Source organism: Microcystis aeruginosa NIES-2549 (assembly GCF_000981785.2).
Taxonomy (GTDB): Bacteria; Cyanobacteriota; Cyanobacteriia; order Cyanobacteriales; family Microcystaceae; genus Microcystis; species Microcystis aeruginosa_C.
On sequence record NZ_CP011304.1, the window covers coordinates 3,920,277 to 3,945,309 of the forward strand.

Below are 25,033 nucleotides of genomic sequence, written 5' to 3' on the forward strand. Positions count from 1 at the left end.
TGTAGGTGATGGATAGGCTATGTTTGAAAGATTTACGGAAAAAGCCATTAAAGTAATCATGCTCGCCCAAGAAGAAGCCCGCCGCCTCGGCCATAACTTCGTGGGAACAGAGCAGATTTTACTAGGACTAATTGGAGAGGGAACGGGAGTTGCCGCCAAAGTCCTCAAGTCCATGGGTGTCAATCTCAAAGATGCGCGCGTGGAGGTGGAGAAAATCATCGGTCGCGGTTCCGGATTCGTAGCCGTGGAAATTCCCTTCACCCCCAGAGCCAAACGAGTTTTAGAACTCTCCCTCGAAGAAGCCCGTCAACTGGGCCATAACTATATTGGCACAGAACACCTCCTTTTAGGACTAATTCGCGAAGGGGAAGGTGTGGCCGCTAGGGTTCTGGAAAATCTCGGCGTGGATCTATCGAAAGTTCGCACCCAGGTGATCAGAATGTTAGGGGAAACCGCCGAAGTGGCCGCTGGTTCATCTTCCCAAGGTCGCACTAAAACCCCCACTCTTGATGAATTTGGTTCCAATCTCACCCAAATGGCCAGCGAGGGTAAACTCGATCCCGTGGTCGGCCGACAAAAGGAAATCGAGCGCGTTATCCAAATTCTCGGTCGTCGTACCAAAAATAACCCCGTCCTAATCGGGGAACCGGGGGTAGGTAAAACAGCGATCGCAGAAGGATTAGCCCAACGCATTGCTAACAAGGATATTCCCGACATTCTCGAAGAAAAACGGGTTGTCACCCTCGATATCGGCTTGCTAGTGGCGGGAACCAAGTATCGCGGCGAATTTGAGGAACGCCTCAAAAAAATCATGGACGAAATTCGCCAAGCGGGTAACGTCATCCTTGTTATCGATGAAGTTCATACTCTCATCGGTGCCGGGGCAGCCGAAGGAGCGATCGATGCGGCCAATATTCTCAAACCAGCTTTGGCCCGGGGAGAACTGCAATGTATCGGCGCAACGACCTTGGATGAGTATCGCAAACATATCGAACGGGATGCGGCTCTAGAAAGACGTTTTCAACCGGTTATGGTCGGTGAACCCTCCGTAGAAGAAACGATCGAAATTCTCTACGGTCTCCGGGAACGCTACGAACAGCACCATAAACTAAAAATCTTAGACGAAGCGCTAGAAGCGGCGGCGAAATTGTCCGATCGCTACATTAGCGATCGCTTCTTACCGGACAAGGCGATCGATTTAATCGATGAAGCCGGTTCGAGAGTGCGCTTGATTAATTCCCAATTGCCACCGGCAGCCAAGGAATTAGACAAAGAACTGCGGCAAATTCTCAAACAAAAAGATGACGCGGTGCGCGGTCAAGACTTCGAGAAAGCTGGGGAATTGCGCGATCGGGAAATGGAAATCAAAACCCAGATCCGGAATCTCGCTTCCACCAAAAAAGGCGAAGATGGCAACGATGAACCCTTTGTGGATGCCGAGGAAATCGCTCACATCGTCGCTTCTTGGACTGGGGTTCCCGTCAACAAACTGACCGAAACCGAATCCGAGAAACTGCTGCACATGGAAGATACCCTACATCAGCGTCTCATCGGTCAAGAGGACGCAGTTAAAGCGGTGTCCCGGGCCATTCGTCGCGCTCGCGTCGGTCTGAAAAATCCCAACCGTCCCATTGCTTCCTTTATCTTCTCTGGTCCAACGGGGGTGGGTAAAACCGAGTTAACTAAAGCTCTGGCCGCTTATTTCTTCGGTTCGGAAGATGCGATGATCCGTCTCGATATGTCGGAATACATGGAACGGCACACGGTTTCTAAGTTAATCGGTTCGCCTCCGGGTTATGTTGGTTACAACGAAGGGGGACAATTAACGGAAGCGGTGCGTCGTCGTCCCTACACGGTGGTGCTATTCGACGAAATCGAAAAAGCTCACCCCGATGTCTTCAATATGCTTCTGCAAATCCTTGAAGATGGACGTTTGACCGATGCTAAAGGTCGCACGGTGGACTTTAAAAATACCCTGTTGATCATGACCTCGAACATCGGTTCTAAGGTGATCGAGAAGGGTGGCGGTGGTTTAGGTTTCGAGTTTGCCGATAATCAGGCCGAGGCCCAGTATAATCGCATTCGATCGCTGGTTAATGAGGAATTAAAACAGTATTTCCGCCCTGAATTCCTCAACCGTCTTGATGAGATTATTGTCTTCCGTCAACTCAATAAGGAAGAAGTCAAGGAAATCGCCGAAATCCTGCTCAAGGATGTGTTTAAACGTCTGACAGAACAAAATATTACTTTGTCTGTCACCGATAAGTTTAAAGAACGCTTGATCGAGGAGGGTTATAATCCGGCCTACGGCGCTCGTCCCTTACGTCGTGCGATTATGCGTCTGTTGGAAGATGTTCTGGCTGAGGAAATTCTCTCCGGACGGGTTTCTGATGGGGATACGGCTATGGTCGATATCGATGAGGAAGGTAAGGTGAAAGTAATTTCGGGGGAAAGACGCGAGTTAATCGCTCCCGTGATCGAATAAATTCTCACTGGAATTAGTTAAATAAAAGGTGGGCTTTTTGCTCACCTTTTCTCGTAAAAATAGGGAAAAAGTGAGATGAAAGTCTGGATTGTGGGTTGTGTTTTGTTATTTTTATTGGTGGAATTTTATCAGTGGGCAAAGGGTTTTATTTTGCCTTTACCTCTCTATATTTTTGCTGGAGCTTTGCTATCGATCGCTTCTAATTATTCTCAAGATATGGGCAATTTATTTGCTAGAAATGAACAGGTTTATCAAACTGCTAGTTTAAGTGATATTCCTGACATTTTGACGACAGAAAACTCGATACCTCTGCTAAAAGAAGGAGAAAATAAGCTTGAATAGCTATAATAATCGTCCATTTATAGCGTTTTTCAGTCTGCTGAGGTACAAAAGTTATGGGTTTTAGGCAAAAGGCAAAAGTCAAAAGTCAAAAGGGAAGAAAAATATGTGTACCTCACTAGCTTAGGAAACGCTATATAGCGGTATGCACTTGCATGAGGTACAATAGAAGAGGACAATAAATTATAGACCTAGCCTGCATTATTCATGAAGACTTTGGAAAATCCTCGAAAGCCTTGGCAAGAAGTTCATCTAGCGATCTGGCTGAAAAACAGTCTGTTTTTTGAGATGTCCTCACAATCAGGTTTTTGCCAGTTGGTGAATAATGCAGGCTAAAGACTTCCGTGATTAAATCCCAAAAGACTTGGGCTAACTCCGTTTGATGAGGAGTTTTCAGTTTTTCTATTAAGCTCAACATATATTTTAAAGGTTGGCGGTCACTCCTCATTTTACAAAGACAGTGATCGCCTTTACTTTTGATATTCTGACGGGAGAATGAAACAGCCCTACCCGTTGGGGGCGTTGCGCGGCCACTGAGCCTTTACATTGAGCCTTTACATTGAGCTTGTCGTCACCCCGTCAGGTCGAAGTGCCGCCCCAAACCCCCCGCGCATTAGGTTAACTGTGAGATGCTTACAGGCGATTGTTCATATTTTTGTACTAATTTAAGAGTCACTGATAATTGCTGATTGTCGGTATTTCTGCAAATGTGGGATGCACCCAGACAGAAATATGTTCACCGAGAATCACTCCCGTTAGAGTGAGATAAGATTAACTCTTATTCCTCACCCTAACTACTAGGAAAAACCAGCAATTAAATTACGCACCTTGCCGTAATTTATCCAAAACCGATCGATCTTCTAGAGTAGAAGTATCACCAGAAATCTCTTGACCTGATGCTAAAGTTCGTAATAGACGACGCATAATTTTACCCGATCGCGTTTTTGGCAGTACATCGGTAAAACGGATTTCTCCCGGTCGGGCAATAATGCCAATTTCCTTGACAACGTGATCCTTTAATGCTTTCGCTAACTCCGGACTCGCTTCATAATGCCCCTCGAGAGTCACAAAAGCATAGACTTCTTCCCCTTTAATTTCATCCGGTCGTCCCACCACAGCCGCCTCTGCTACCGCAGGATGAGATACTAAAGCTGATTCGATCTCCATGGTCCCTAAACGGTGGCCAGAAACGCTCATCACGTCATCAACGCGCCCCATTACCCAGAAATAACCGTCTTCGTCCTGACGACTACCATCTCCAGCAAAATAGAGATATTGGCCATCTTTGGGGGCGATATGTTCCCAGTAGGTATTGCGGAAGCGATCGGGATTTTTATAGACTGTTCGCATCATACCGGGCCAGGGATGTTTGACCACCAGATAACCCCCCTCATTCGCTTGGGCGGGATTACCGTCTAAGTCCACCACTTCGGCCATAATACCGGGGAAAGGTAGGGTTGCTGACCCCGGTTTGGTGGCAATTGCCCCGGGTAGGGGAGTAATCATAATCCCCCCGGTTTCCGTTTGCCACCAAGTATCGACAATCGGACATTTTTCTTTACCGATAACTCGGTGATACCACATCCACGCTTCCGGGTTAATCGGCTCTCCCACGGTTCCCAGTAAGCGCAAAGAGGATAAATCCCGGCTATTGGGGATATCTTCACCCATTTTGATAAAAGCGCGGATAGCAGTGGGGGCAGTATAAAAGATATTAACGCGATATTTCTCAATTACATCCCAAAAACAGCCTAAATTAGAGGGACGGGGAACCCCTTCATACATTACCGTGGTGGCACCATTGGAAAGCGGTCCGTAAACGATATAACTATGGCCGGTAATCCACCCCACATCGGCAGTACACCAGTAAACATCGGTGTCTTTCAGGTCAAAAATCCATTTGCTGGTGATATGGGTGTAGAGATTATAACCGCCAGTGGTGTGGACGACTCCTTTCGGTTTGCCGGTGGAACCACTGGTATAGAGGATAAATAACATATCTTCGCTATCCATGGGTTCGGCCGGACAGTTAGCAGATACCTGTTTTTGTAGATCATGCCACCAGTAATCGCGATCGGCAACCATATTGATGGGTTCCTTGCTGCGCTGGACAACGAGGACTTTTTCCACACTGGGGGCGCTATTATCGGCTAGAGCCAGATCTACCTGTTCCTTGAGGGCAACTACTTTATCCTTGCGGAAACCACCATCGGCAGTGATTACCACCTTAGCGGCCGCATCATTAAGACGATCGCGCAAAGCATCGGCACTAAATCCCCCAAAAACTACACTGTGGGGCGCACCAATTCTGGCACAGGCTAACATGGCGATGGCCGCTTCGGGAATCATCGGCATATAAATTCCGACCACATCGCCTTTTTTTACGCCTAATTCCTTTAAAGCGTTGGCAAATTGGCACACTTCTCGGTGTAGCTGTTCGTAGGTAATGGTGCGGCTGTCTCCCGGTTCTCCTTCCCAGATGATGGCGGCTTTATTACGTCTCCAGGTGGTGAGATGTCTGTCAATACAGTTGTAACAAATATTAATCTTGCCGTTGACGAACCATTTAGCAAAGGGGGGCTGCCAGTCAAGAACCTCTGACCATTTTTCAAACCAATGTAGTTCTTTTTCGGCTAATTGGGCCCAAAAAGCTGGGGGATCGGCCTTGGCTTTGGCGTAGAGTTGCTGATATTCTTCAAAGCTTTTAATGGTGGCATTCTGGGCAAATTCGGCACTGGGGGGAAACAGCCGATTTTCCTGTAGGATCGATTCGATCGCTATTTCTGTCATACTGGAAAACGAAATAAATTATCTTGCGATCCAGATTACCTTTTTCGGTTCCCCGCGTAACCCCGGCAAGCAATTCTTTAAGGCTATTTTAGGATTGCCCGATCCCTAACTAGCGATCGCCATTTTGCCCAAGTGTTACAGAGTTTAAAGTTATGTCACCGATCGAGCGATGAACAGATCGCTGTAAGGTAAACTAACCGATAAACCCGAAATTTAACATGGAGAACACTCGGTAAGGAGTCATAATTCAATGTCTCATAGCGTTAAAATTTACGATACCTGTATCGGTTGCACCCAATGCGTTCGGGCTTGTCCCCTCGACGTGCTGGAAATGGTTCCCTGGGATGGCTGTAAAGCTGCCCAGATTGCCTCCTCCCCCCGCACGGAAGATTGTATTGGTTGTAAACGTTGCGAAACGGCTTGTCCGACGGATTTCTTGAGCATTCGGGTTTATCTCGGAGCAGAAACCACCCGCAGTATGGGTCTAGCCTACTAGGCCTGGCAATCATTCTGTGTTTAATATTTAGCGAAAACTAATCTTGTTAAGAGGACTAACCAGTCCTCTTTTTTTGTTATACTCCCTTCGCTAGTTAAAATTTTAGTTAGGTAATTCCCCAAAAAGTTGACGATATTTTTGCAGTTTTGCCTCCATTTCTACTAACTGCTGATTAGCCTTTTCTGCGCGTTGGCGTTCATTTTCAGCCCGTTGCTTTTCCTGCTCCAGTAGTTGATTAATTTCGCTGTAGCACGAGAATTGAGTACCATCAGGACGATAAATTTTTAACTCGTCGGTTAAGTCAAAACGAATGCCTAAACGGGGACTCACCCAATTATTAACCTCACTAACACTGTCTAAACTGTCACCAATTCGCTGCCAAGCTTCTAGACTATTATCATCGGGATCATAGACGTAGTATTCTTGGACTCCATAGCGATCATAAAATAGCAATTTTTTGGCCATTTCGATGGAGGTATTACTGGGAGAAAGAATCTCAAAGACGACTTGAGGAGCAAGATTATCCTCTTGCCATTGTTTGTAGGAACCTCGATCGCCTTTCGGTCTGCCAAATACTACCATCGTATCAGGAGCGGCAGCAATTTTCGGCTGGCCTTCCACGGGATACCATAACAGATCCCCCGCTACAAATACCTGGGGATCATCGATATATAACCAGTCGATATTCTGCTTAATCGTCACTATCCAGTTAAATTGTTTAGTATTATCTGCCATCGGTTTACCGTCGCTCTCAGGATAGATAATCTCGGTTTTGTTAACTTGACTAACCATGGGGAATACCTGCCGAACTCATTGGGCTATTTTCATTATATAATAAATTTGAACTAAGTAAGGAAAAGACCGATCTTGATTTTAGAACTACAGCAAGTAAATTTAGCTATCCGACGGGGCAGTGCTTATCTGTTAGAAGATATTACTTTTGGCATCAAGCAAGGAGAAAAGTTAGCTATTGTCGGAGCATCTGGGGCAGGAAAAACGACTCTTTTGCGATTGTTAAATCGTTTGCAGGAACCAAGCACGGGAAATATTTATTTTCACGGTAAATCGATTAGGGAAATACCGGTTATTTCCCTGCGACAACAGATAGTTTTATTGCTACAAGAGTCGAAATTATTAGGGATGACTGTTCAAGATGCTCTCGCTTATCCTTTGCAATTAAAAAAACTTACTCCTGCCGAAATTAATAATAGAATTGACCGTTGGACATCCCTATTAAAAATTCCCGAACAGTGGTTTGAGCGCGGAGAGTTAGAATTATCTTTAGGACAAAGACAATTAGTGGCAATTACCAGAGCCTTGCTGTTAGAACCGAGCATACTGTTATTAGATGAACCCACCTCTGCTTTAGATACAGGCACGGCCAGCAGGTTATTAGAAGTATTAAATAATCAAAGTTCAATGACGATAATTATGGTCAATCATCAACTGGATTTTTTAGAAGAATTTGCCGAGCGAGTCATTTATCTAGAAGCGGGGAAAATTGGTTCAGATTGCCTCGCCCATCAATTAGATTGGTTAGGGCTAAAAACTCAGTTAATTGATTTAGAAAAATCCAGACAAAGTGACCACTGGTAAGATTAACTTAAAATTGGTGCGCCCCCCTGAAAAACTAATAATTCTCCTGAATTAATCGCTGTCCAAACTTCATTATCAGTTAAGGGTGTAGTGGCAATAATTGCCACTTGATCGCCGGGATGAGCTAAAACTTGAAAATCAACGCTAACATCTTCATCAATTAAATGAGCATCGGCAAAAGGATACTGACGGATTATATAGCTTAATTTTGTCGAACAATGGGCAAAAAAATGTTCACCATCGGATAAAAGATAATTAAAAATTCCTTGACAAGCGATAGAGTTTGTGATAGTTTTTAGGACTTGATAAAGTTGCTCTAGGGAAGGTTTGCCCTGGGGAAAAGTCTCTCGTAGGGTATTAAGAATTAAACAAAAAGCTCTTTCCGAATCCGTCTCCCCAACCGGTTGATAAAAATCTCCCGCAGCTGGTGAGAAATTTTCTAAATTACCATTATGGGCAAAAACCCAATATTTCCCCCACAATTCACGCCGAAAAGGATGACAGTTTTCTAGTTTAATTTCTCCTTGGGTGGCTTTGCGAATATGGGCGATAACATTGGTAGAATGGATGGGATAGTTTTTAATTAATTCCGCAATCGGAGAAGCGATCGAGGGTTTAACATCAATAAAAGTTCGACAACCTAAACCCTCAAAAAAAGCGATTCCCCAACCGTCTCGATGTTCGTCGGTTTTTCCCCCCCGCGCACAAAATCCCTCGAAGGAAAAACAGATATCCGTGGGGACATTACAATTCATGCCTAGAAGTTGACACATAGTTGCTTGAGTTTGAATATCAGATGCCAGCAAAATTACTTACTGCCAGCAGCCGTGACAGGAGACAGGAGAATTTTTTCCAGCTGCCTCTTGCCTATCCTAGCTAAGAAATTAATCTGGCACTACTACTAATTAGCGTTTGCTGAAAAAGTTTCTTGGTGGGTGTGGGGTTTTACCGATTTTCAGAAGGTTTTTAGATTTATTCGGCAAATCCTCATTAAATCAACCTCTGAAAGACAAAAAGAGCAAAAAATCAGATTGATAGCGATAAAATAACAATTTTTTGCCTAAAAAGGTAATTTATTTGCTGTTATTGCCTTTTATCTCCCTGCATCCCTGTTTTAACTCCCATGAATCCCAACTGGGCGATCGAGATTAATTTTTTGGCCTGCTTATTCGATAAAATAGGAAACTGGGCCATCTAATCAAATCTGTATCCTTAAGGCTATGACAATTATTTCTCGATCAATCCCCCAATCACCCACTAAATCCTCGTCTATCGGCGGCTGGCGCGGTTTGATCGAAGAATATCGCCAATTTCTGCCCGTAAGCAGTAAAACCCCTGTAATTACCCTCCTAGAAGGCAATACACCCCTGATCCCCGCCCCCTATCTCTCAGCACAAATCGGGCGCGATGTCAAGGTTTTTGTCAAATATGATGGCTTAAATCCCACCGGCAGCTTTAAAGACCGAGGTATGACCATGGCCATCTCGAAAGCTAAAGAAGAAGGGGCAAAAGCGGTGATTTGTGCCAGTACCGGCAACACCTCGGCGGCGGCGGCAGCCTATGCAAGAAGGGCCGGGATGCGGGCCTTTGTGATTATCCCCGATGGTTATGTGGCCTTAGGAAAATTAGCCCAAGCTTTATTGTACGGAGCGGAAGTCATCGCTATTAATGGCAACTTCGATGATGCCCTCAAGATTGTCCGCCAACTATCAGAAAATTATCCCGTAACTTTAGTCAATTCCGTCAATCCCTACCGTTTAGAGGGTCAAAAAACCGCCGCTTTCGAGATTGTCGATGTCTTGGGTAATGCTCCCGACTGGTTATGTATTCCCGTGGGTAATGCGGGCAATATTAGCGCCTATTGGATGGGATTCTGTCAGTATCACCAGATAGGCAAATGTGACCGACTGCCGAAGATGATGGGTTTTCAGGCCGCCGGGGCTGCCCCTTTTATCTCTAAACAACCAGTTGACCATCCCGAAACCCTAGCCACGGCCATCCGTATCGGCAACCCCGCTAACTGGGAAAAAGCCTGGGCCGCTAGTCACGCTAGTCAAGGGCAATTTCACGCAGTCAGTGATGAGGAAATATTAGCAGCCTATCGGATTTTAGGGGGCCAAGAGGGGGTTTTCTGTGAACCGGCCAGCGCCGCTTCTGTGGCAGGATTATTAAAAGTGCATCAACAGGTTCCCGATGGGGCCACCGTAGTGTGTGTTTTAACGGGAAATGGACTAAAAGACCCAGATTCGGCGGTAAAATACAGCAATAACCAACTAAAATCCGGGATCGCTCCCGAATTAACCCAAGTGGCTCAAATTATGGGCTTCTAAGCTAACGTTAATTCGGGTTAGGCAGCGCTTCTATAAAACTCCCTTAGAACTGGGAATTATACCGGCGCGACGGGGATCGATCGCTATGGCCCCACTCATCGCCCGGGCAAAAGCTTTAAAAGTAGCCTCAATAATATGATGGGAATTAATCCCGTCTAATTGGCGAATATGTAGGGTCATTTGACTGTGATTGACCAAAGCAACGAAAAATTCCCGCACTAGCTGAGTATCGTAGGTTCCCACTCTTTGGGTGGGAATTTCTAGACCATAACTGAGGTGGGGACGACCGGAAAAATCGAGGGCAACCTGCACTAAAGCTTCATCGAGAGGGGCGACAAAATGCCCGAAACGGACGATCCCTTTTTTGTCCCCCAAAGCTTGCAGTAAAGCTTGTCCGAGGGTGATTCCCACGTCCTCATTGGTGTGATGGTCATCAATTTCTATATCTCCGGTGGCAAGCACATCGAGATCGATCGCAGCGTGGGAGGCGATTTGCTGCAACATATGATCAAGAAAGGGAATTCCTGTCTGGGCGCGACAATTGCCGCTACCATCAAGATCGATCGTCACCTGTACATCGGTTTCTTTGGTAGTACGACTAACCGAGGCGCGACGGCAAGGTGAGACAAAAGAATCGGGTATCTGGGAAGTGGAAATCATTTAAGTAAAAATAAGTAGGTAGCCGTTAAAAATTATCAGATGCCCCCCTTATTAAGGGGGGACTAAGGGGGGATCGGCACCCCCCTTATCAAGGGGGGACTAAGGGGGGATCGAATTATTGACTAGGAAGATGAGAGTTTTTTTCAGTAATCAGTAAACCTAAAACTCACATCTGATCACTGATTACTGATCACTGATCACTGAAAAGAACGTAGGTTGGGTTGAAGCATGAAACCCAACGCCCGCATGGGTTACGCTACCGCTAACCCATCCTACAAATAATTGTGTCTCCCTACTTAGCTTAACAAATTAGGTTTTAGATTCGTCCCTTGTAATCAGTAAACCTAAAACTCACATCTGATAACTCACATCTGATAACTGATAACTGATCACTGATCACTGAAAAGGCCTAACTTTCTGGTTCAGTTTTAGCTTCCGCCGGCGGACCGGGGGGCAAGGCTTCCTCGCTGACAGGTTGAGGATTTTGGCTAGTGGGGGGACTAGCGGGGGAAACCTCCGGCTGATTGAGAGCGGGGGTTTGGGGAGAATTTTCTGGGGCTTTTTCCTCGATTATCGCATCTTTGGGCGGTTCTGGCTGGGTTGGGGCTGGATTTGGCTCTGTGGTTGCGGGTGGCTTGACGTTATCCGGTTGGGGACTAACGACGGGCTGCGGGGTTTGATTGGGACGAAGCGGGGTTTCAATTGCCGGCGTTGCGGGGGGGGAGTTACGCGTATTGAGGTTGCTACCCTCCGGTTTTGGGGGATTAGCGATCGCACCTCGGCACACTTCCGGGTTAGGGGCAAAACTGACGCGCACCTGATAGATTCTCGACTCACCACTGGGATTATTAAAACGAGTTAGGCGCACTTCCCTCGCCCCCTGTTGATTGAAAATCGGGAAGCCAGCACTTTTAATTAACTGGGGTTCACTGCTGAGGCGGCCTTGACTATCCACCGTCACCCCATAAACCGCCGTCCCCGCTAATTGACGGGAACAAGCCGTGGCGGGATAATTACCAGTCAAATTGACGGTAGTTATGCCTCTGCTGCCCTGATTGGGCTGATTTAGTTCATTTAAGGCGTTAGGATTAGTTTTTTGTACTCTGGCCAGCCAATCCACCTGATTTCTCATGGCCTCCTCGTTACTGGTATTGCTTTTATCTGCCTCCAGAGAGCGCAAACGTTCCCGCATTTCCCACATTAATTGTTGACGACGCTGTTCATCAATGGGCGATTGACCGTTCGGCTCCGGCGTGCGGGCGAAAGAATTGTTTAATTGTTCCTGCGCCTGTTGCGATGCACTAAGAGGCGAATTTCGCAATTCATCTGGAGTTAGATTATCTCGGTAGGGATCGAAGTAAGGCTGGAGCTGCTGGTTATTAGTCTCCCTAGGCCGATTATTATTCTCTGACAGGGTGGGAACAGAAGGAGGACTAGGTAAACTGGGGGTAGAAGTGGGAAAATTGCGAGGAATCGGTAATCTACCCGGAGAGGGAATAGATGCCACGGGAGGAGAATAGATATTGACGGAGGGTAAAGAGGAGAGGGGAGGTAAAGGAGGTAAAGAAGGTAAGGGAGGAAGGGAAGAAACCGAGGGTAAAGGAGGTAAGGTGCTGTTATGGATGCCGTCCATGGGGGGGAGAGGAGGCAAAGAGGAAGAAGACGAATTGGGGTTAGGCAGTGCGGGTAAGCTGGACAGGGAGGGGTCGAGATTGGGAAGACGTGACTGCTCTAGAGGGTTCAATTCAATCAGATTGACGTTGCGTAATTCCTTTTTTGGCTCCTGCGCTGGATTATTGAGGAAATTAGGTAAGATAATCGCTAAAATTAGGGCATGAATACCAAGAGAAGCGGCGAACGAGAGATTATTAGAGTTAATTAGTTTATTTTCTTCGGTTTCTAGACCAAAATAGGAGGATGTCATAATCTAGTTAATTGAGCAGAGCCTTGAGGGGAAAAGTTAACTCTATTCTAATCGTCAAGGCGATTTTTTTTTCTTGAGGGCGGGGAATTAATTGGTGTCAGTCCCCATCCCCTATTCCCTTCTCCCTTCTCCCTTCTTCCCACACCCTGTCCCCGCAAAAAACTTTTTCAGCCAACCCTACTTATACTGCGAGCGAGCCACAGCTTTTAATTTGGGATATAATTCCGAAGGGTCTAACAAAGGGATAAACTCATCGATTACCGGTTTAAAATTAGCCTGGAAATTCTCCCTAGTTCCATGACCGTTAGGCGATGTAGGCAATGATTCTAATTCAGGGAATTTGGGCGTTTCCGTGGTCAACTGTGAGAATAATTCCTCCACATTACTCATACCTTTGCGAGGATCATCAAAAAGAGAAGTTTCTGAGTTGAGTAAAGAATCTTTAATCATGGTCACTGTGCCATTATTATCGGTTTTTACCGCTTGTGGCTCTGGACAAGGCCGCTCAAGGGTACGAGAAGGTATCTTGATCTGTTCCCGTTTAGGGATAACTGCCGTTTTTTTGCCATTTAACTGCGAATCTGGCAAGTTTTTACAAACCAAGCGCTCGAATTCCCCCGTAAAATGAAAGGTAGGATGGCCGCGACGGTGCCAAATTTTGAGGATTTCCTCCACCGAAATGACTTTGTAACGTCCCTGATAGAGTGCCTCTAAAATCGCCATGCGAATCCAATTTAGTGAATAGATGGGCAACCAGCGCTCGATTAATTCTTGCGCTTTATAACCTCTCATTTCAAATCGATATTGGTTGAGTATAGTCGCTATCTGCATCAGGTTGATCTCTGGGTTAATCTCTGCCATAGAATTTACAAAGATAGTGAGCGCAATCGTTATGGCTACTAGGCACTCTATATATTAAGATTCTATTCAGGTTTTTCCTAGTGGTTTTTACCTATTCTCCCCACACTTACCCATTCGGCGCATCTCCACTCAAGGTCAGTTGACTCCCTAGGATCGGGTTCGCTTTTGGCGGCAATTTATCCCCTGCTAACTCCTGTACGGTTTAACGGGACTCCTCTGGCGACCTTAAGATAGTTTTTGTTTTTTCCCTGATTAGGCGATCGAGTTTATACCTCTTTAGTACCACAACTTGAGGAATTTGTCAAGAAAAAGGCAAAATTTCATCGATAAACCCAAGGGAGATAGAACTATAGCACTCCCCTGACAGCCTACCCGATCGAGGTTTTCTGAGTCTCCAGAAATTTTTTGTTAAAATTTGCAACATAACTTAACAATATGTTATAGTTCTTAACATAAGCATACAAAAGGAGCCTCCCCATGACTGCCCGCGGCTACACCACCGAAGAACAAGGAAGACTGAATAATTTTGCTGTCGAACCGAAAATGTACGTTGATAGTTCTAGCAGTCTCGGTTTTACCAAAAAAGCTGAAAAATTGAATGGCAGACTAGCTATGATTGGCTTTGTCTCTCTTTTAGCCATTGAATTGTTAACCGGTAAAGGAATTATTGCTTGGATTACCAGTCTCTAAGAATCGACAATCCCGTCGCGCTGTTCGGGGAGTTCAGTCCCCGTCCAGACGGGATGATTCAGATAGCATAAATGCCCTCAAAAACAGCTTTAGCAGGACCTGTCATGTAAACCCGGTTATCGGTTTGGGACCAGTGAATCTGAAGACAACCACCGGGGAGTTCCACGGTACAACGGCGATCGCATTTGCCCGTCAACACGGCCGCCACCACCACAGCACAAGCACCGGTACCACAAGCGAGGGTAATTCCCGCTCCTCTTTCCCAGACAAGCATCTTCATATAATCCGGCGCGACTACTTCCACAAACTCCACATTAGTCCGTTGGGGAAAAACCCGATGATGTTCAAATTTTGGCCCGATAGTTTCCAGGGGAATAGAGGCCAGATCATCCACAAAAGTGACACAGTGGGGATTACCCATACTAACGCAAGTAACTAACCAATCTTTGCCCTCCACCTCCAGGGGAACAGCGAGGACTTTTTCTGACCCCTTGACCAAAGTGGTGGGGATTTCACCGCCTAGGAGTTGCGGTGGTCCCATATCGACCGTTACCTGTTCATTGGCTTCTAAACGGGGAATAATCGTTCCTGCTAGAGTATGAATGCGATAGGTGCGGCCAATGGTGTTGTTAGCCTCTAAACGGGCAATAAATTGGGCTAGACAGCGAATACCGTTACCACACATTTCCGGTTCCGAACCATCGGAGTTGAAAATTCTCATGGTGTAGTCGGTTGCTGCTTGGCCGGGAAGCGCAAAAATCACGCCATCGGCGCCGATGCCAAAATGTCGATCGCACATAGCCACGGCCATTTCCGCTGTGATCAGGGGTTCGGGACTGTGACGGTTATCTATCAAAATAAAATCATTGCCCAGGCCTTGATATTTGGTGAAGGGGATTTTCATGGTCAATAAAAGCTGCTCAACAGGAATAATAGAGGATGAACACCTCATCGATAAACTCATTATGTCTCAATTCGATCCTGGTCTGCCGAGTATTAAACAAGTACAGAGCTATATTCAAGAGAAACGGGAAGTAGAAATTAAGTTAAGCACCGATGATCTCCTCGTTGGTCGCATCCTTTGGCAAGATGCTAACTGTCTATACCTAGTCGATCACTACGATAAACCCACTTTAATTTGGCAACAGTCTCTAGTTTATTTAAAACCTAAAGCCTAGGAGGAAATCAGACCCATCAAAAATTCATTATCTACATCTAGACTTTTATCCCAATATTTTTGTATTAGTTTTTGCACTCTTTCTGTTGCTTTTGCGGTAAATATTCAGGTCTAGGGGTTGACAAAGAGAGAAAAATCAGCAGTGGGGACAAGAGAGACAACCGTATGCAAGGGGTGATGGACAGAGGCCAAGGCCTGACGGAAGAAAGTTAAAACCGAACGGCCTTGGGCGCGACAAGACTGAATCACGGTCAACAAACGAGCAGTATCGACAAAGCCACTGAAGGAGCGAGAATCACCAGCTATCTTGCGCTTAGTTACTCCCAGACGCAGAGAACGCTCGGCTCGGTTATTATCGGGAGAGACTTCAGGATGCTCTAGGAAATACCACCACTGATGGGACTTGTCCAGCAAGGATTTCAGCAATAAACCCGCAGCATAACCCGCCTGGGGTCGCCACACAGCTAAAGCTTGCTCTAACCGCAGTCGAAAATCTATGACCCAATGGTTATAGATAGACCGAGCGCCGGTTTCTCGATATTGCCTATGTTGCCTAAAGGCTTCCGTGATTAAATCCCAAAAGACTTGGGCTAACTCCGTTTGATGAGGAGTTTTCAGTTTTTCTACTTGCTTAAAATGCCGCAGTAAATGGGCTAGACATTTCTGCTGGGCGGCCGCTCCATAGCCATTGTAAGTGCTGAAATCATCGGAGATTAACACCCCAGCGAAACTTTTCCCCAGCAGATGCTCTAATTCTTGTCGCGAGCGGGTGTCCCCCGCATGGAAGAGAGAAAAGCCTTGTCCACTAATATTCCACAACCATTCTTTGATTCTACTATTTCTATTGGCCTTTCTACTAGCTGGGCTACTATGAAAGTGCTTTGTCGGCGTTCACCCGGGGCGAGATGGATAGTGCCACGATGGAGGCAATTTTCGGCTTTGACGCTCTCAGTGCGGTCTATTCGTCCAAATCCTTTGCGGGTTTTTCCCTCATGCCCTTTTTGCCCTCCTGGGCTGCGTCCCTCTTTCTTTTCGCCTTCTTTGGCTTTTTCTGGCTTTCTTAGCAAGTCTGTGGAGGGGGGTTTCGATGACGTTTTGCTATCCTTATCTAGATTACCCTTCAGCTTCTCGATGGTTTCGCCTTGTTTGACTACTAACTCCTGTAATTTCAGCACCATCTCCACCAGTTGTTCTGGGGTCAGGTTTTTCAGGCTTTCCCTGTCTAGTAGCTGCTGCGGTTCTTTTTGCTTCATCGGAAATTTTGGGTCTGAAACCCCGCCGTTCTAGGTTGGCTTTACGTTAGAATTAAAAGGCCAGTCTCGAAAACCAAGTGGACGGCGCAGCACCTTGAAAACTCGGCTTAGGGGGTTCCGACCAGAAAAGCTTGGCCGGGTAAAAAGTCGCGCGCAACAAGTACAAGAAGCTATAGGCGGTCAACGTACCGTGGGACACACGGAATCGGGCTTCTGAAATGGGGCGAAAGTCTGTGGACTCTGTGTAAGACAGTACATGGTTTTTTAACTGTGGTATGCGACGGTGGTGGAAGCAGAAACTTAAATCGTGAGGTTTAGGAATCGCCGCACTTTTAGGGCGGCGAGGATGTCAACCTCTCAATCTACACTTTTTTCTGTTTTTGTCAATCCCCTGACCTGAATCCTTACATATTATGAAAACTTTTCTGACTTTTCTTCAGCTATTTATGAATGTCTAAATGATGCCCATCTGAAACATAAAAAAGAACTGGATTCCTTGCTTACTCTACGATTTCAGAAGTTTAATAAATCTCAGATTATGAACGTCTAAAGTATATAAAAACCTTCAATTATTACACCGCCACTGTCACGATGATAAATCGGCATCTGATGGAAGCCTAGAATTATCAGATTTGACATCCTTCGCGGATTTTGTCAATCTAGATGATACAGGGTCAACCAAAAGAAGTCAAGCTGTATCCTTAACAAGGGAACAGTAAAACTAGGAGCCGTGTGAGGTGAAAGTCTCATGCAGGGTTCTGAATGGGAGGGGAGGTCGGTGACGACCTTCTCGACCCCTAATGATTTAGATTAACTGCTCTAATTTTGCTTGTAAAGTCTTTTTGCCGAATTTAGTTAGAGTTTGTTGACGCAACCATTGCGGGTGACAGCGTTGATCCCGACCTGGCAAAATTTCTAAACAAGCTTTAGCCACCTTTTCGGCATCTCGATAGGGAACCCGCCACCCCACCAAACCATCCTGCAGCGGCTCTGCTGAACCGTCCTCATCTCCAGAAATCACGGGAATACCACAGGCCATCGCTTCTAGGTAAACAATCCCGAACCCTTCCCGGGAAGGCATAACGTAAGCATCGGCCAAACGATAATGGTCGGCTAATTCCTCCGTCGGGACAAAACCGGCGAAAATTACCTGTTTATCCACTCCTAACTGCTTGGTTAAAGCTTCTAACCTTGGAAGGTCGTCCCCTCGTCCGATGACTAGATATTTTACTTCCGGATAAGTCTCTAGAATTGTCGGCAGGGCCCGAATGGTAACATCTACCCCTTTATAGATATCCCCCGACCACAATCGGGCAACTGTTAATAAAACTTTGGCATTTTCTATATCATATTTTTTGATTAATGTCAAGGACTTTTCACCTAAATTAAACTTTTCCTCATCCACCACACAGGGGAGAATTGCTACTTTTTGGGGATCGATAGCGTTAGCCTTACACATAAGATCGCGACTGTAACGGCTAATTGTCCAGATCGATTCGGCCGCTTGCAGGGCCTGTTTTTGGGAATTTGGTAAAGGTTCCCAGACTTCTTTGCCGTAGGTGAGGACGGTGTAGGGTATGTCTAAAGCTTGACAGTAAAGACGGGTGAGGGTGGCTAAATTTACATGACCACAAAAAACTCTTTGGGGACGTTTCTGGAGGAGAAAAACTAAAAACTTAAGGGCTAATTGGATGCGTCCGAGAGTTGCTGAGTTATTTTTCAGGTAATGAAAGGTAATACCTTGATTTTTAAAAGGATTAGGACAATCAGGGGCATCCCGCAGTAAAAAAACCTCGGCCGCCTCAGAATCGGGTAAAGTGAGATAGGCTTGCAGGACATCCTTAATATAGGATTGAATACCACCTTCTTGGGAAAAAATCTCTAAAAATAGGAATATATGAGTCATCATCGAACGTCAGTGTCAAAAAGTTTTAGGTTTGGCGAAAAAATTTTCCCTGATCTCTTATCTGTACTATCACACTTTCTTGATCTATTTCGATCGTTTCCCAAGTAATAGATCCTAACCGCTAACAGTCCGAAAAAGAACAATCTGGTCGCTCTTCTTGCGTGTAACTGCCAGAATCAGGGAAATTCGGATGCTGATAGCTAAAATAACTGATATTAGTCAGTTTAGCTCATAATGCTGACCAAGGCGATAGATAAAAAGTGAAGGACTGGGAAATAGTCAGAATTTTCCGGGATGCCGCACATAAAGCTATTTCTTTGTCCCCGGTGTCATCGAGGAATCTTCCTCTTTTAATTCTAGATATTTTCAGGAATTACTGGAGATAAAAAAATTAAAGTTCCTCAGCTGCTCTGACAAAGGTTACAAATGCTCCCAGAACGGTTAAGCTTATTTTAATCTCTGTAATTGCTTTTATGGATCATTTAACTTCTGAAAGACTCAATTTAACCACAAAAATCGCCTATGGTGCTGGCGATTTAGGACCAGCTATCACTGCCAATATCTCGGTATTTTACTTGCTATTTTTCCTCACTGATGTGGCAGGATTATCGGCAGGATTAGCCGGTAGTGTGCTGATGGTGGTGAGAATTTTCGACGCTATTAACGATCCGATCATTGGGATGTGGAGCGATCAAACTCGTACTATCTGGGGTCGTCGCTTACCATGGATGTTATTGGGGTCGATTCCCTTCGGAATTAGCTATTTTTTACTGTGGTTAATCCCGACTAATAACCAATTATGGTTATTTTTATATTATATTTTTATCGGCATTATCTTTAATTTAACCTATACGGTAGTCAATCTTCCCTACCAAGCACTCACCCCTGAATTAACCTATGATTATAATGAGAGAACCCGCTTAAATAGTTTTCGTTTTGCCTTTTCGATCGGGGGTAGCATTCTCTCATTAATTCTCTATATTCTCGTCTCATCTTCCTATGCAAACGATCTCCATCAAGCTTTTTTATTGTTAGGTGTAGTTTGTGCTTTAATGTCGATTATAGCAGTTATTTGGTGCGCTTTAGTTTTACAAGAACGAGGAGCAAAAGCGATTCTAAATTATCCTCAGAAAAAAGTTTTGGCAATTGCTTTTATAGTTATCGGTGCGCTTTCCTTGGTCTATGGAGTAGGAAAAATTGGGGTTAATCCCAGAGATTTTATCGCTATTTCCACAATTTTATTAGGAATAGAAGGGATAGTTTCTGGGTTAAATATTTACTATGGTAAAACTGAAAATCATCTCAGGGATGGTGCGGCAATTAAACAGAGAGAAGCAGATAATAATACCGAAACTATTCCCCTGAAAGAACAATTAAAAATAGTTTTTGGTAATCGTCCCTTTTTATACGTTATTGGCATCTATCTTTGTGCTTGGTTAGGGGTACAATTAACCGCCTCGATTTTGGTTTACTATGTCGTCAGCTACATGAGACTATCGGAAGCAGAATCAGGTTTAGTCGCTTTAGCAGTACAGGGAACAGCTTTAGTGATGTTATTTTTATGGCAAGCAGTTAGTCAGAAATTAGACAAAAAGATAGTCTATTTTTTAGGGATTACAGTCTGGATTATTGCCCAAATCGGTTTATTTTTGCTCCAACCAGGACAAATAACTTTAATGTATACTTTGGCAGTTTTGGCGGGATTTGGTGTATCTGTGGCCTATTTAATTCCTTGGTCAATGGTTCCTGATGTGATCGAATTGGACGAATTAGAAACAGGAAAACGTCGAGAAGGTATTTTTTATGCTTTCATGGTACTTTTGCAAAAAATTGGTTTAGCTTTGGGGTTATTTCTTGTCGGTATTGCTCTAGAAACATCGGGTTTTAAACCGAGAATCCCAGGAGAAGCAATTCCCCTGCAGCCAGATAGTGCTTTAATAGCAATTCGCCTAGCAATTGCTCCTTTACCAGCATTTTTCCTGATCATTAGCCTAATTCTTGCCTATTTTTATCCAATTACGCGCCAAGTTCACGCCGAAATTTTAGACCGATTAGCAGCAAGAAGACAAGAAGAAAAGTAAACATTGGTTATCAGCTATTAGGACACAGGAGATTATTTTTATTTATTCCCGAACTTCCTGCTAAGAAAAATCAGCAAACCCTTACCCAAAAGTAATTGTATTGATTTTTGAACTACTCGTTACTGGGTACAATCGACCTGGAAGCTTAACTGGAGAGTGTTTTAGATATCTGCAAAAATTATAACCCGATCACAGCTTGCTTTTATATTATATACTAATTAAGTAGTTCAATAGCTAAAATGGGCGTTGCTGAATCAAGATATGAATCAGTAGGGAATAATTACCTCTTGAAACTTTAGATAGTGAATTAATAAAGGAATAGACTATTCTAACATCTCCACTGACTTTGAATAACATAACGTTTGGGTATCTAGTCGGACAAGATAATGTATTCAACGAGTGTTCTCCCCCTCTACTCTATTCAGATACAGCCTTTCTCACAAATATTAAGTATAATGTTATCGATAGCTAAATTGTACCAAAAATGAAATCCTATCCAGTAGAGTTCCGTCAGAAAATCCTAGACTGTTATTATAACGAACCCATCTCTCAAAGACAATTAGCGAAAAGATTCTGCGTAACCTTAAGTTTCGTACAAAAGCTTTTGAAGCAATCTCGAGAAACGGGAGATATTCGACCGAAGACTTACCGATGTGGCCGTCATTTAAAACTTACACCAGAACAGATGATCGCCCTCGGTGATTTGATTGAGGAAAATAATGACGCAACTCTAGCCGAACTATCGGAACTATTCCTAGAAAGAACCGGTATAGTGTTAAGTGTGGCGACAGTGGCAAGAATAGCCGAACGCTTGAGAATGACCCGCAAAAAAAACTCTACACCCGACCAGAAAAGAGATAGAAAGAGGACAAAAACTTAGACAAGAATACAAAGGATAAAATTCGGGATGTATAAAAGTAGACCCTAATAGACCTCGACCTAATATTATCTCAAGACTAAAAGTTTTTCTAGTTAAGGAATCTACCCAAATAAAAATGATTTTAATTGCCTCATATTTTTTCAGTGAAATTGAATTATAGCGCTTTTCACGTTACTGAGGTATCGACAAGTTTTGCCAACAAAGGGTTTAAGCCCCTTGCCCATGCCTCATTCTGATGAAAACTGCTATATTTACTTCGAGATCGCGTTAAAAGCTGACTAGCTAGATGATTATGTCAATTCGTTGGTCGGGTTGAGGCTACGAAACCCGACAGAAACCCTCAGTTGTTGGGTTTCACTTCGTTCAGCCCAACCTACGCAAAAAGATCTGAATCAAGGTATGAATGCCAACCGTGCATCGTATCCAAAAGTTAGTTTGGGTCTAGGTTTTAAAAATCCCACAAAATAAGATTCAGGTCTCAAATCAGCAATGCCGAAAATCCCTTGACGATCAAACTCCCGATCAAGTATTCTACAAGCACGCTTCAGAATTCGTTGCACTTCTGCTCTGAATCGCCACTTTGTTAGTTCGTAAGTAATATAATTATGACCGAGCAAATACCTCCTATTTATTTTCATCTTCCCGCCTCCCATCGACCCGACCCTTTGCCCGATCACGCCGATCAATTACGAACGGGTCGAGGTTCATTGGCTTGGATTTTACAAACTTATTTGCGATTACGCGAATCGAACTTTCCCTGTGAATTAGTAGATACTATCCCTAAAGAAGGTATTGTAATTGGTCATCGAGAATCGTTAGCTTATGATTTTCAACCCTATCCCAAGTTATTACTGGCTTGTGTTAAAGGGGATCAAAATCCTCAACCCTACGCTCAAATTCATATTGTCCAGAATCGACAGGAATTAACTGCTTCTCAACTTTATATAGAATCAATAGCCGAAGATCGCTATCTTTTACCAGGTAAGCGATACTTTTTACCCCATTGGACTCAACCAGGCTTAATTCCGCGCGATCCTCAACGGGGCGATCGGTTCGAAAATGTAGTTTATTTTGGCCTTACCTCCAATTTAGCTCCCCCCCTACGCAAACCGGAATGGCAACAGCAGGTAGATAATTTAGGTTTAAACTGGTGCATTCAAACTAATGATAAGTTTTGGCATGATTATCGTCAAGTAGATGCAATCGTCGCTGTTCGTCGTTTCGACTCTAAGGAAACTTATCCTTGGAAACCCGCCACTAAACTCTATAATGCCTGGTTAGCAGGTGTTCCTGCTATTTTAGGAACTGAATCTGCTTTTCAATCAGAGTACAAAAGTGAGCTAGATTTCTTTGCTGCTAATAATGAGAATGATGTTATTTATTATCTCAAACAATTGCGGGACAACAATTATTTAAGGCAGCAAATAAAATCTCATTATCAAGAAAGGTCGAAAACCGTGACTATTAGCCATCTTGTTCAGTGTTGGCATCAGTTTATCTTCAATGAATGTGTTCCCGCCTATAATCAATGGTGTTCCCTTTCTCTCTGGCAACAACAACAGTTCTTTTTGCGTCGTCGTCTCCTGTTAAAATTGAATCAACTGCAAATGAAAACCCTGAAAATCATCACTGCTCAATAGTCAATGGTTCTCGGTGATTGGGGACGGTAATGTTTGAATTCCTCTTTTTACCCGGTTTTTGGGGTAGTATTCACTTGGCTCTCTTACATGGCGATTCGTTACTGGGATTGACTTGGCACTTTTTTCAATTTTCTCAGATTATGTCAATTCGTAGGTCGGGTTGAGGTCACGAAACCCGACAGAAACCCTCAGTTGTTGGGTTTCACTTTGTTCAATCCAACCTACGCAAAAAGAGCGATAAATCCGATCAAGAGCGGGGTACAATACTCGAAAGAACGAAAGTTTCTGGTATTTTTTGAGTTATCTTTTAGAAGGCATGGTAATTTCTTTTTTACCACTAAAATAAACCGTCTCTATCCATAATTCTCTCGCCTCTTCAATATTAATCATCACTTCCTCTAAAGTTTCCCCCTGAGTAATACAACCATCTAAATCTGGAATTAACGCCGTGTATCCTCCTTCTTCTTCGGGATAAATTGAAATCGGATATTTAAGAGACAGAAAGTATTCTAATATTGGTTGTTCCATCGATAGGTCTAAATAGGTTTGACTAAATCGCCAACTTTAGCATTATCAAAAGTTTTTAATTCATCGGATTCTACCACTTCAGATTTATAACTCCTCAATGCAAAAGGAGAATTTTCTATTCTTTTTCTATAAGTTTTTTTCTGATCGGTTTCAATTATAGATATTTTATCTTGAACAAAAATAATTCTTCCTGTACCTCACGATAAACCATCATTCTTTGACCTTCTCGAATTCCGTTCTGTTCACCTCTATTCATTACTAATTTATAGTCGTCAATAACCTTAACGACAGTGGCGGGAAAGGTTCCTTTAGGAGATAAAATGGGAGTTTCTGTGACGTTTTCCATAATGATTTATCTTTGGTATAAATCTGGTTAATATTAAATATTATCGCTCTTAGGGCGCAATAGCTATAATTTAAACTTATATTTGTCAAGATTTAATGATAAGGTCGGTCAATTGCCTTGATCATTAATAGTACGAATGTAGTGGCTATGTGTTGTAACTGTAAACAATGGGTTAAGTGTGATAATTTCTTATAAATTCAAAAAATTGCTATGATAAAATGCTAGAATAAAGGGGTAGGCATAACTTAAACGAGGGTGTTATGGTAAAAAAATACTATCGTGACATTTCTTCCCAAAATTACTCTATTCCTAGACGGTACTTTATGGATGGTCTGGTCTCAGTTCTAGATATAGGGGGGACTTGTCGTGCCAATCTAGATTATCGTTGTCGTGTTCCTGTGGGCAAAAAAGTACATTTGAACCCAGACGCTGCCGCAATTCAGTCTGATTGGATGAAGACAGGATTAGATATTTACAATGCCATTTGTGAATATGGGGGAAAGTTGTCTTAAAATGTCCGACGAAAGTAAAAAGTCAGAAGACCAGGATAATAGTGAGCTAGTTGAAAGACCTTTAGAGTCCATAGATGAAATATTAGAAGATGAGACTATTGATCAGTCAACTATAACCCCGATTCGACCGCAACAAATAAACCAAAGCATAACCTTCTCTGGCCCGATTCCTCATCCAACAATTCTAAAAGGATATGAAGAAGTTTTGCCTGGTAGTGCTGATAGGATTTTGTCTATGACGGAGAAAGAAGGTGAACATCGAAGAAAGATAGAAACAGAACTGGTAAAAAACGATAATATCCGCTCTTATCTTGGGCAAATTGCCGGTTTTACGATTGCGATAGTTGGTTTAGGTGGCTCTATTTATCTAGGGATTAATGATAAAGTTTGGGCATCTGGGATTATGAGTGCGGGTACTTTAACAGGTTTGGTGACGGTTTTTGTTACAGGGGATAAAGAGAGAAGAATTCAGTCCCAACAAGATGATCAAGACAAGTGATTCAAATACTGTAAGTTGTTCCTAGACAAAAATGGTAGAG

The 25,033-nt window shown here is 43.9% G+C and carries 21 protein-coding genes and 4 pseudogenes; 13 read left to right on the top strand and 12 right to left on the bottom strand.

The annotated features are described in order from the left end of the window. The first annotated feature begins 19 nt into the window (after window positions 1-19). Entirely contained in the window at window positions 20-2,485 is a 2,466-nt protein-coding gene (locus myaer_RS19240; RefSeq protein WP_004160623.1) for an ATP-dependent Clp protease ATP-binding subunit, read from the top strand. Window positions 2,486-2,560: 75 nt separating this feature from the next. Beyond that, entirely contained in the window at window positions 2,561-2,827 is a 267-nt protein-coding gene (locus tag myaer_RS19245) for a hypothetical protein (protein ID WP_046663257.1), read from the top strand. An 816-nt stretch (window positions 2,828-3,643) separates the two neighbouring features. On the opposite strand, the gene acs is transcribed toward myaer_RS19245, so the two are convergent. Next, the gene (gene acs / locus myaer_RS19255; RefSeq protein WP_046663259.1) at window positions 3,644-5,614 is read right to left on the bottom strand and encodes an acetate--CoA ligase; all 1,971 of its coding nucleotides are present in this window, start codon (window positions 5,612-5,614) and stop codon (window positions 3,644-3,646) included. A 250-nt stretch (window positions 5,615-5,864) separates the two neighbouring features. On the opposite strand from acs, the gene psaC reads away from it, so the two are divergent. Next, window positions 5,865-6,110, top strand: a complete 246-nt coding sequence (psaC, locus tag myaer_RS19260) for a photosystem I iron-sulfur center protein PsaC (protein ID WP_002734319.1) — start codon at window positions 5,865-5,867, stop codon at window positions 6,108-6,110. A gap of 102 nt (window positions 6,111-6,212) precedes the next feature. On the opposite strand, the gene myaer_RS19265 is transcribed toward psaC, so the two are convergent. Then, window positions 6,213-6,902: a Uma2 family endonuclease gene (locus tag myaer_RS19265; protein ID WP_046663260.1), complete on the bottom strand. Its 690-nt coding sequence runs from the start codon at window positions 6,900-6,902 to the stop codon at window positions 6,213-6,215. Between the two features lie 75 nt (window positions 6,903-6,977). Between myaer_RS19265 and myaer_RS19270 the strand changes: the two genes are divergently transcribed. Continuing rightward, on the top strand, window positions 6,978-7,706 hold the full coding sequence (locus tag myaer_RS19270) for an ABC transporter ATP-binding protein (RefSeq protein ID WP_046663261.1): 729 nt from the start codon (window positions 6,978-6,980) through the stop codon (window positions 7,704-7,706). 2 nt (window positions 7,707-7,708) lie between these two features. Here the strand turns inward: myaer_RS19270 and myaer_RS19275 are convergent, their stop codons facing one another. Beyond that, window positions 7,709-8,479 (bottom strand): class II glutamine amidotransferase, encoded by a 771-nt coding sequence (locus tag myaer_RS19275; RefSeq protein WP_046663262.1) that lies wholly within the window; start codon window positions 8,477-8,479, stop codon window positions 7,709-7,711. 447 nt (window positions 8,480-8,926) lie between these two features. Here myaer_RS19275 and thrC point away from each other — a divergent pair, with 447 nt between their 5' ends. Beyond that, on the top strand, window positions 8,927-10,036 hold the full coding sequence (gene thrC / locus myaer_RS19280) for a threonine synthase (RefSeq protein WP_008203543.1): 1,110 nt from the start codon (window positions 8,927-8,929) through the stop codon (window positions 10,034-10,036). 30 nt (window positions 10,037-10,066) lie between these two features. On the opposite strand, the gene hisB is transcribed toward thrC, so the two are convergent. The 3 genes from hisB to myaer_RS19295 all read right to left on the bottom strand — a co-directional run bounded on the left by hisB (window position 10,067) and on the right by myaer_RS19295 (window position 13,481). Next, complete coding sequence (hisB, locus tag myaer_RS19285) at window positions 10,067-10,696, bottom strand: imidazoleglycerol-phosphate dehydratase HisB (RefSeq protein WP_046663265.1); 630 nt, start codon at window positions 10,694-10,696, stop codon at window positions 10,067-10,069. Between the two features lie 409 nt (window positions 10,697-11,105). Then, window positions 11,106-12,620 (bottom strand): energy transducer TonB, encoded by a 1,515-nt coding sequence (locus tag myaer_RS19290; protein ID WP_046663266.1) that lies wholly within the window; start codon window positions 12,618-12,620, stop codon window positions 11,106-11,108. A 177-nt stretch (window positions 12,621-12,797) separates the two neighbouring features. After that, window positions 12,798-13,481, bottom strand: coding sequence for a hypothetical protein (locus myaer_RS19295; protein ID WP_046663269.1), 684 nt, complete (start codon window positions 13,479-13,481; stop codon window positions 12,798-12,800). Window positions 13,482-13,958: 477 nt separating this feature from the next. Between myaer_RS19295 and myaer_RS19305 the strand changes: the two genes are divergently transcribed. After that, window positions 13,959-14,171, top strand: coding sequence for a chlorophyll a/b-binding protein (locus myaer_RS19305; protein WP_002732553.1), 213 nt, complete (start codon window positions 13,959-13,961; stop codon window positions 14,169-14,171). A gap of 58 nt (window positions 14,172-14,229) precedes the next feature. Here myaer_RS19305 and dapF read toward each other — a convergent pair whose 3' ends face one another. Beyond that, window positions 14,230-15,075, bottom strand: coding sequence for a diaminopimelate epimerase (dapF, locus tag myaer_RS19310; RefSeq protein ID WP_046663271.1), 846 nt, complete (start codon window positions 15,073-15,075; stop codon window positions 14,230-14,232). A gap of 61 nt (window positions 15,076-15,136) precedes the next feature. Between dapF and myaer_RS19315 the strand changes: the two genes are divergently transcribed. Continuing rightward, window positions 15,137-15,349 carry an Hfq-related RNA-binding protein gene (locus myaer_RS19315; RefSeq protein ID WP_046663272.1) on the top strand — a complete coding sequence of 71 codons (213 nt, stop codon included), beginning with the start codon at window positions 15,137-15,139 and terminating at the stop codon, window positions 15,347-15,349. Window positions 15,350-15,459: 110 nt separating this feature from the next. Here the strand turns inward: myaer_RS19315 and myaer_RS19320 are convergent. Continuing rightward, window positions 15,460-16,601, bottom strand: a pseudogene (locus myaer_RS19320) (IS66 family transposase). Between the two features lie 409 nt (window positions 16,602-17,010). Here myaer_RS19320 and myaer_RS19325 point away from each other — a divergent pair. Together myaer_RS19325 and myaer_RS22750 are read left to right on the top strand one after the other, a co-directional pair. Further along, a pseudogene (locus myaer_RS19325) lies at window positions 17,011-17,151 on the top strand (IS630 family transposase); the annotation flags it as partial. A gap of 4 nt (window positions 17,152-17,155) precedes the next feature. Further along, a pseudogene (locus tag myaer_RS22750) lies at window positions 17,156-17,320 on the top strand (RNA-directed DNA polymerase); the annotation flags it as partial. A gap of 86 nt (window positions 17,321-17,406) precedes the next feature. Here myaer_RS22750 and myaer_RS19335 read toward each other — a convergent pair. Beyond that, window positions 17,407-18,510, bottom strand: coding sequence for a glycosyltransferase family 4 protein (locus myaer_RS19335; RefSeq protein WP_046663273.1), 1,104 nt, complete (start codon window positions 18,508-18,510; stop codon window positions 17,407-17,409). Between the two features lie 470 nt (window positions 18,511-18,980). Here myaer_RS19335 and myaer_RS19340 point away from each other — a divergent pair, with 470 nt between their 5' ends. Then, window positions 18,981-20,588 (top strand): MFS transporter, encoded by a 1,608-nt coding sequence (locus tag myaer_RS19340; RefSeq protein ID WP_046663274.1) that lies wholly within the window; start codon window positions 18,981-18,983, stop codon window positions 20,586-20,588. 323 nt (window positions 20,589-20,911) lie between these two features. Here the strand turns inward: myaer_RS19340 and myaer_RS22175 are convergent. Next, a pseudogene (locus myaer_RS22175) lies at window positions 20,912-21,010 on the bottom strand (IS1 family transposase); the annotation flags it as partial. A gap of 62 nt (window positions 21,011-21,072) precedes the next feature. On the opposite strand from myaer_RS22175, the gene myaer_RS19350 reads away from it, so the two are divergent. Further along, window positions 21,073-21,468 (top strand): helix-turn-helix domain-containing protein, encoded by a 396-nt coding sequence (locus myaer_RS19350; RefSeq protein WP_046663275.1) that lies wholly within the window; start codon window positions 21,073-21,075, stop codon window positions 21,466-21,468. A gap of 605 nt (window positions 21,469-22,073) precedes the next feature. After that, on the top strand, window positions 22,074-23,108 hold the full coding sequence (locus myaer_RS19355) for a hypothetical protein (RefSeq protein WP_046663276.1): 1,035 nt from the start codon (window positions 22,074-22,076) through the stop codon (window positions 23,106-23,108). A 300-nt stretch (window positions 23,109-23,408) separates the two neighbouring features. Here the strand turns inward: myaer_RS19355 and myaer_RS19360 are convergent, their stop codons facing one another. Both myaer_RS19360 and myaer_RS22180 read right to left on the bottom strand, forming a co-directional pair. Next, window positions 23,409-23,636 (bottom strand): type II toxin-antitoxin system HicB family antitoxin, encoded by a 228-nt coding sequence (locus myaer_RS19360; protein ID WP_046663277.1) that lies wholly within the window; start codon window positions 23,634-23,636, stop codon window positions 23,409-23,411. Window positions 23,637-23,790: 154 nt separating this feature from the next. Then, complete coding sequence (locus myaer_RS22180; protein ID WP_052734203.1) at window positions 23,791-23,982, bottom strand: hypothetical protein; 192 nt, start codon at window positions 23,980-23,982, stop codon at window positions 23,791-23,793. Window positions 23,983-24,495: 513 nt separating this feature from the next. On the opposite strand from myaer_RS22180, the gene myaer_RS19375 reads away from it, so the two are divergent. After that, on the top strand, window positions 24,496-24,993 hold the full coding sequence (locus tag myaer_RS19375) for a DUF2335 domain-containing protein (protein ID WP_235614772.1): 498 nt from the start codon (window positions 24,496-24,498) through the stop codon (window positions 24,991-24,993). Window positions 24,994-25,033 lie beyond the last annotated feature (40 nt).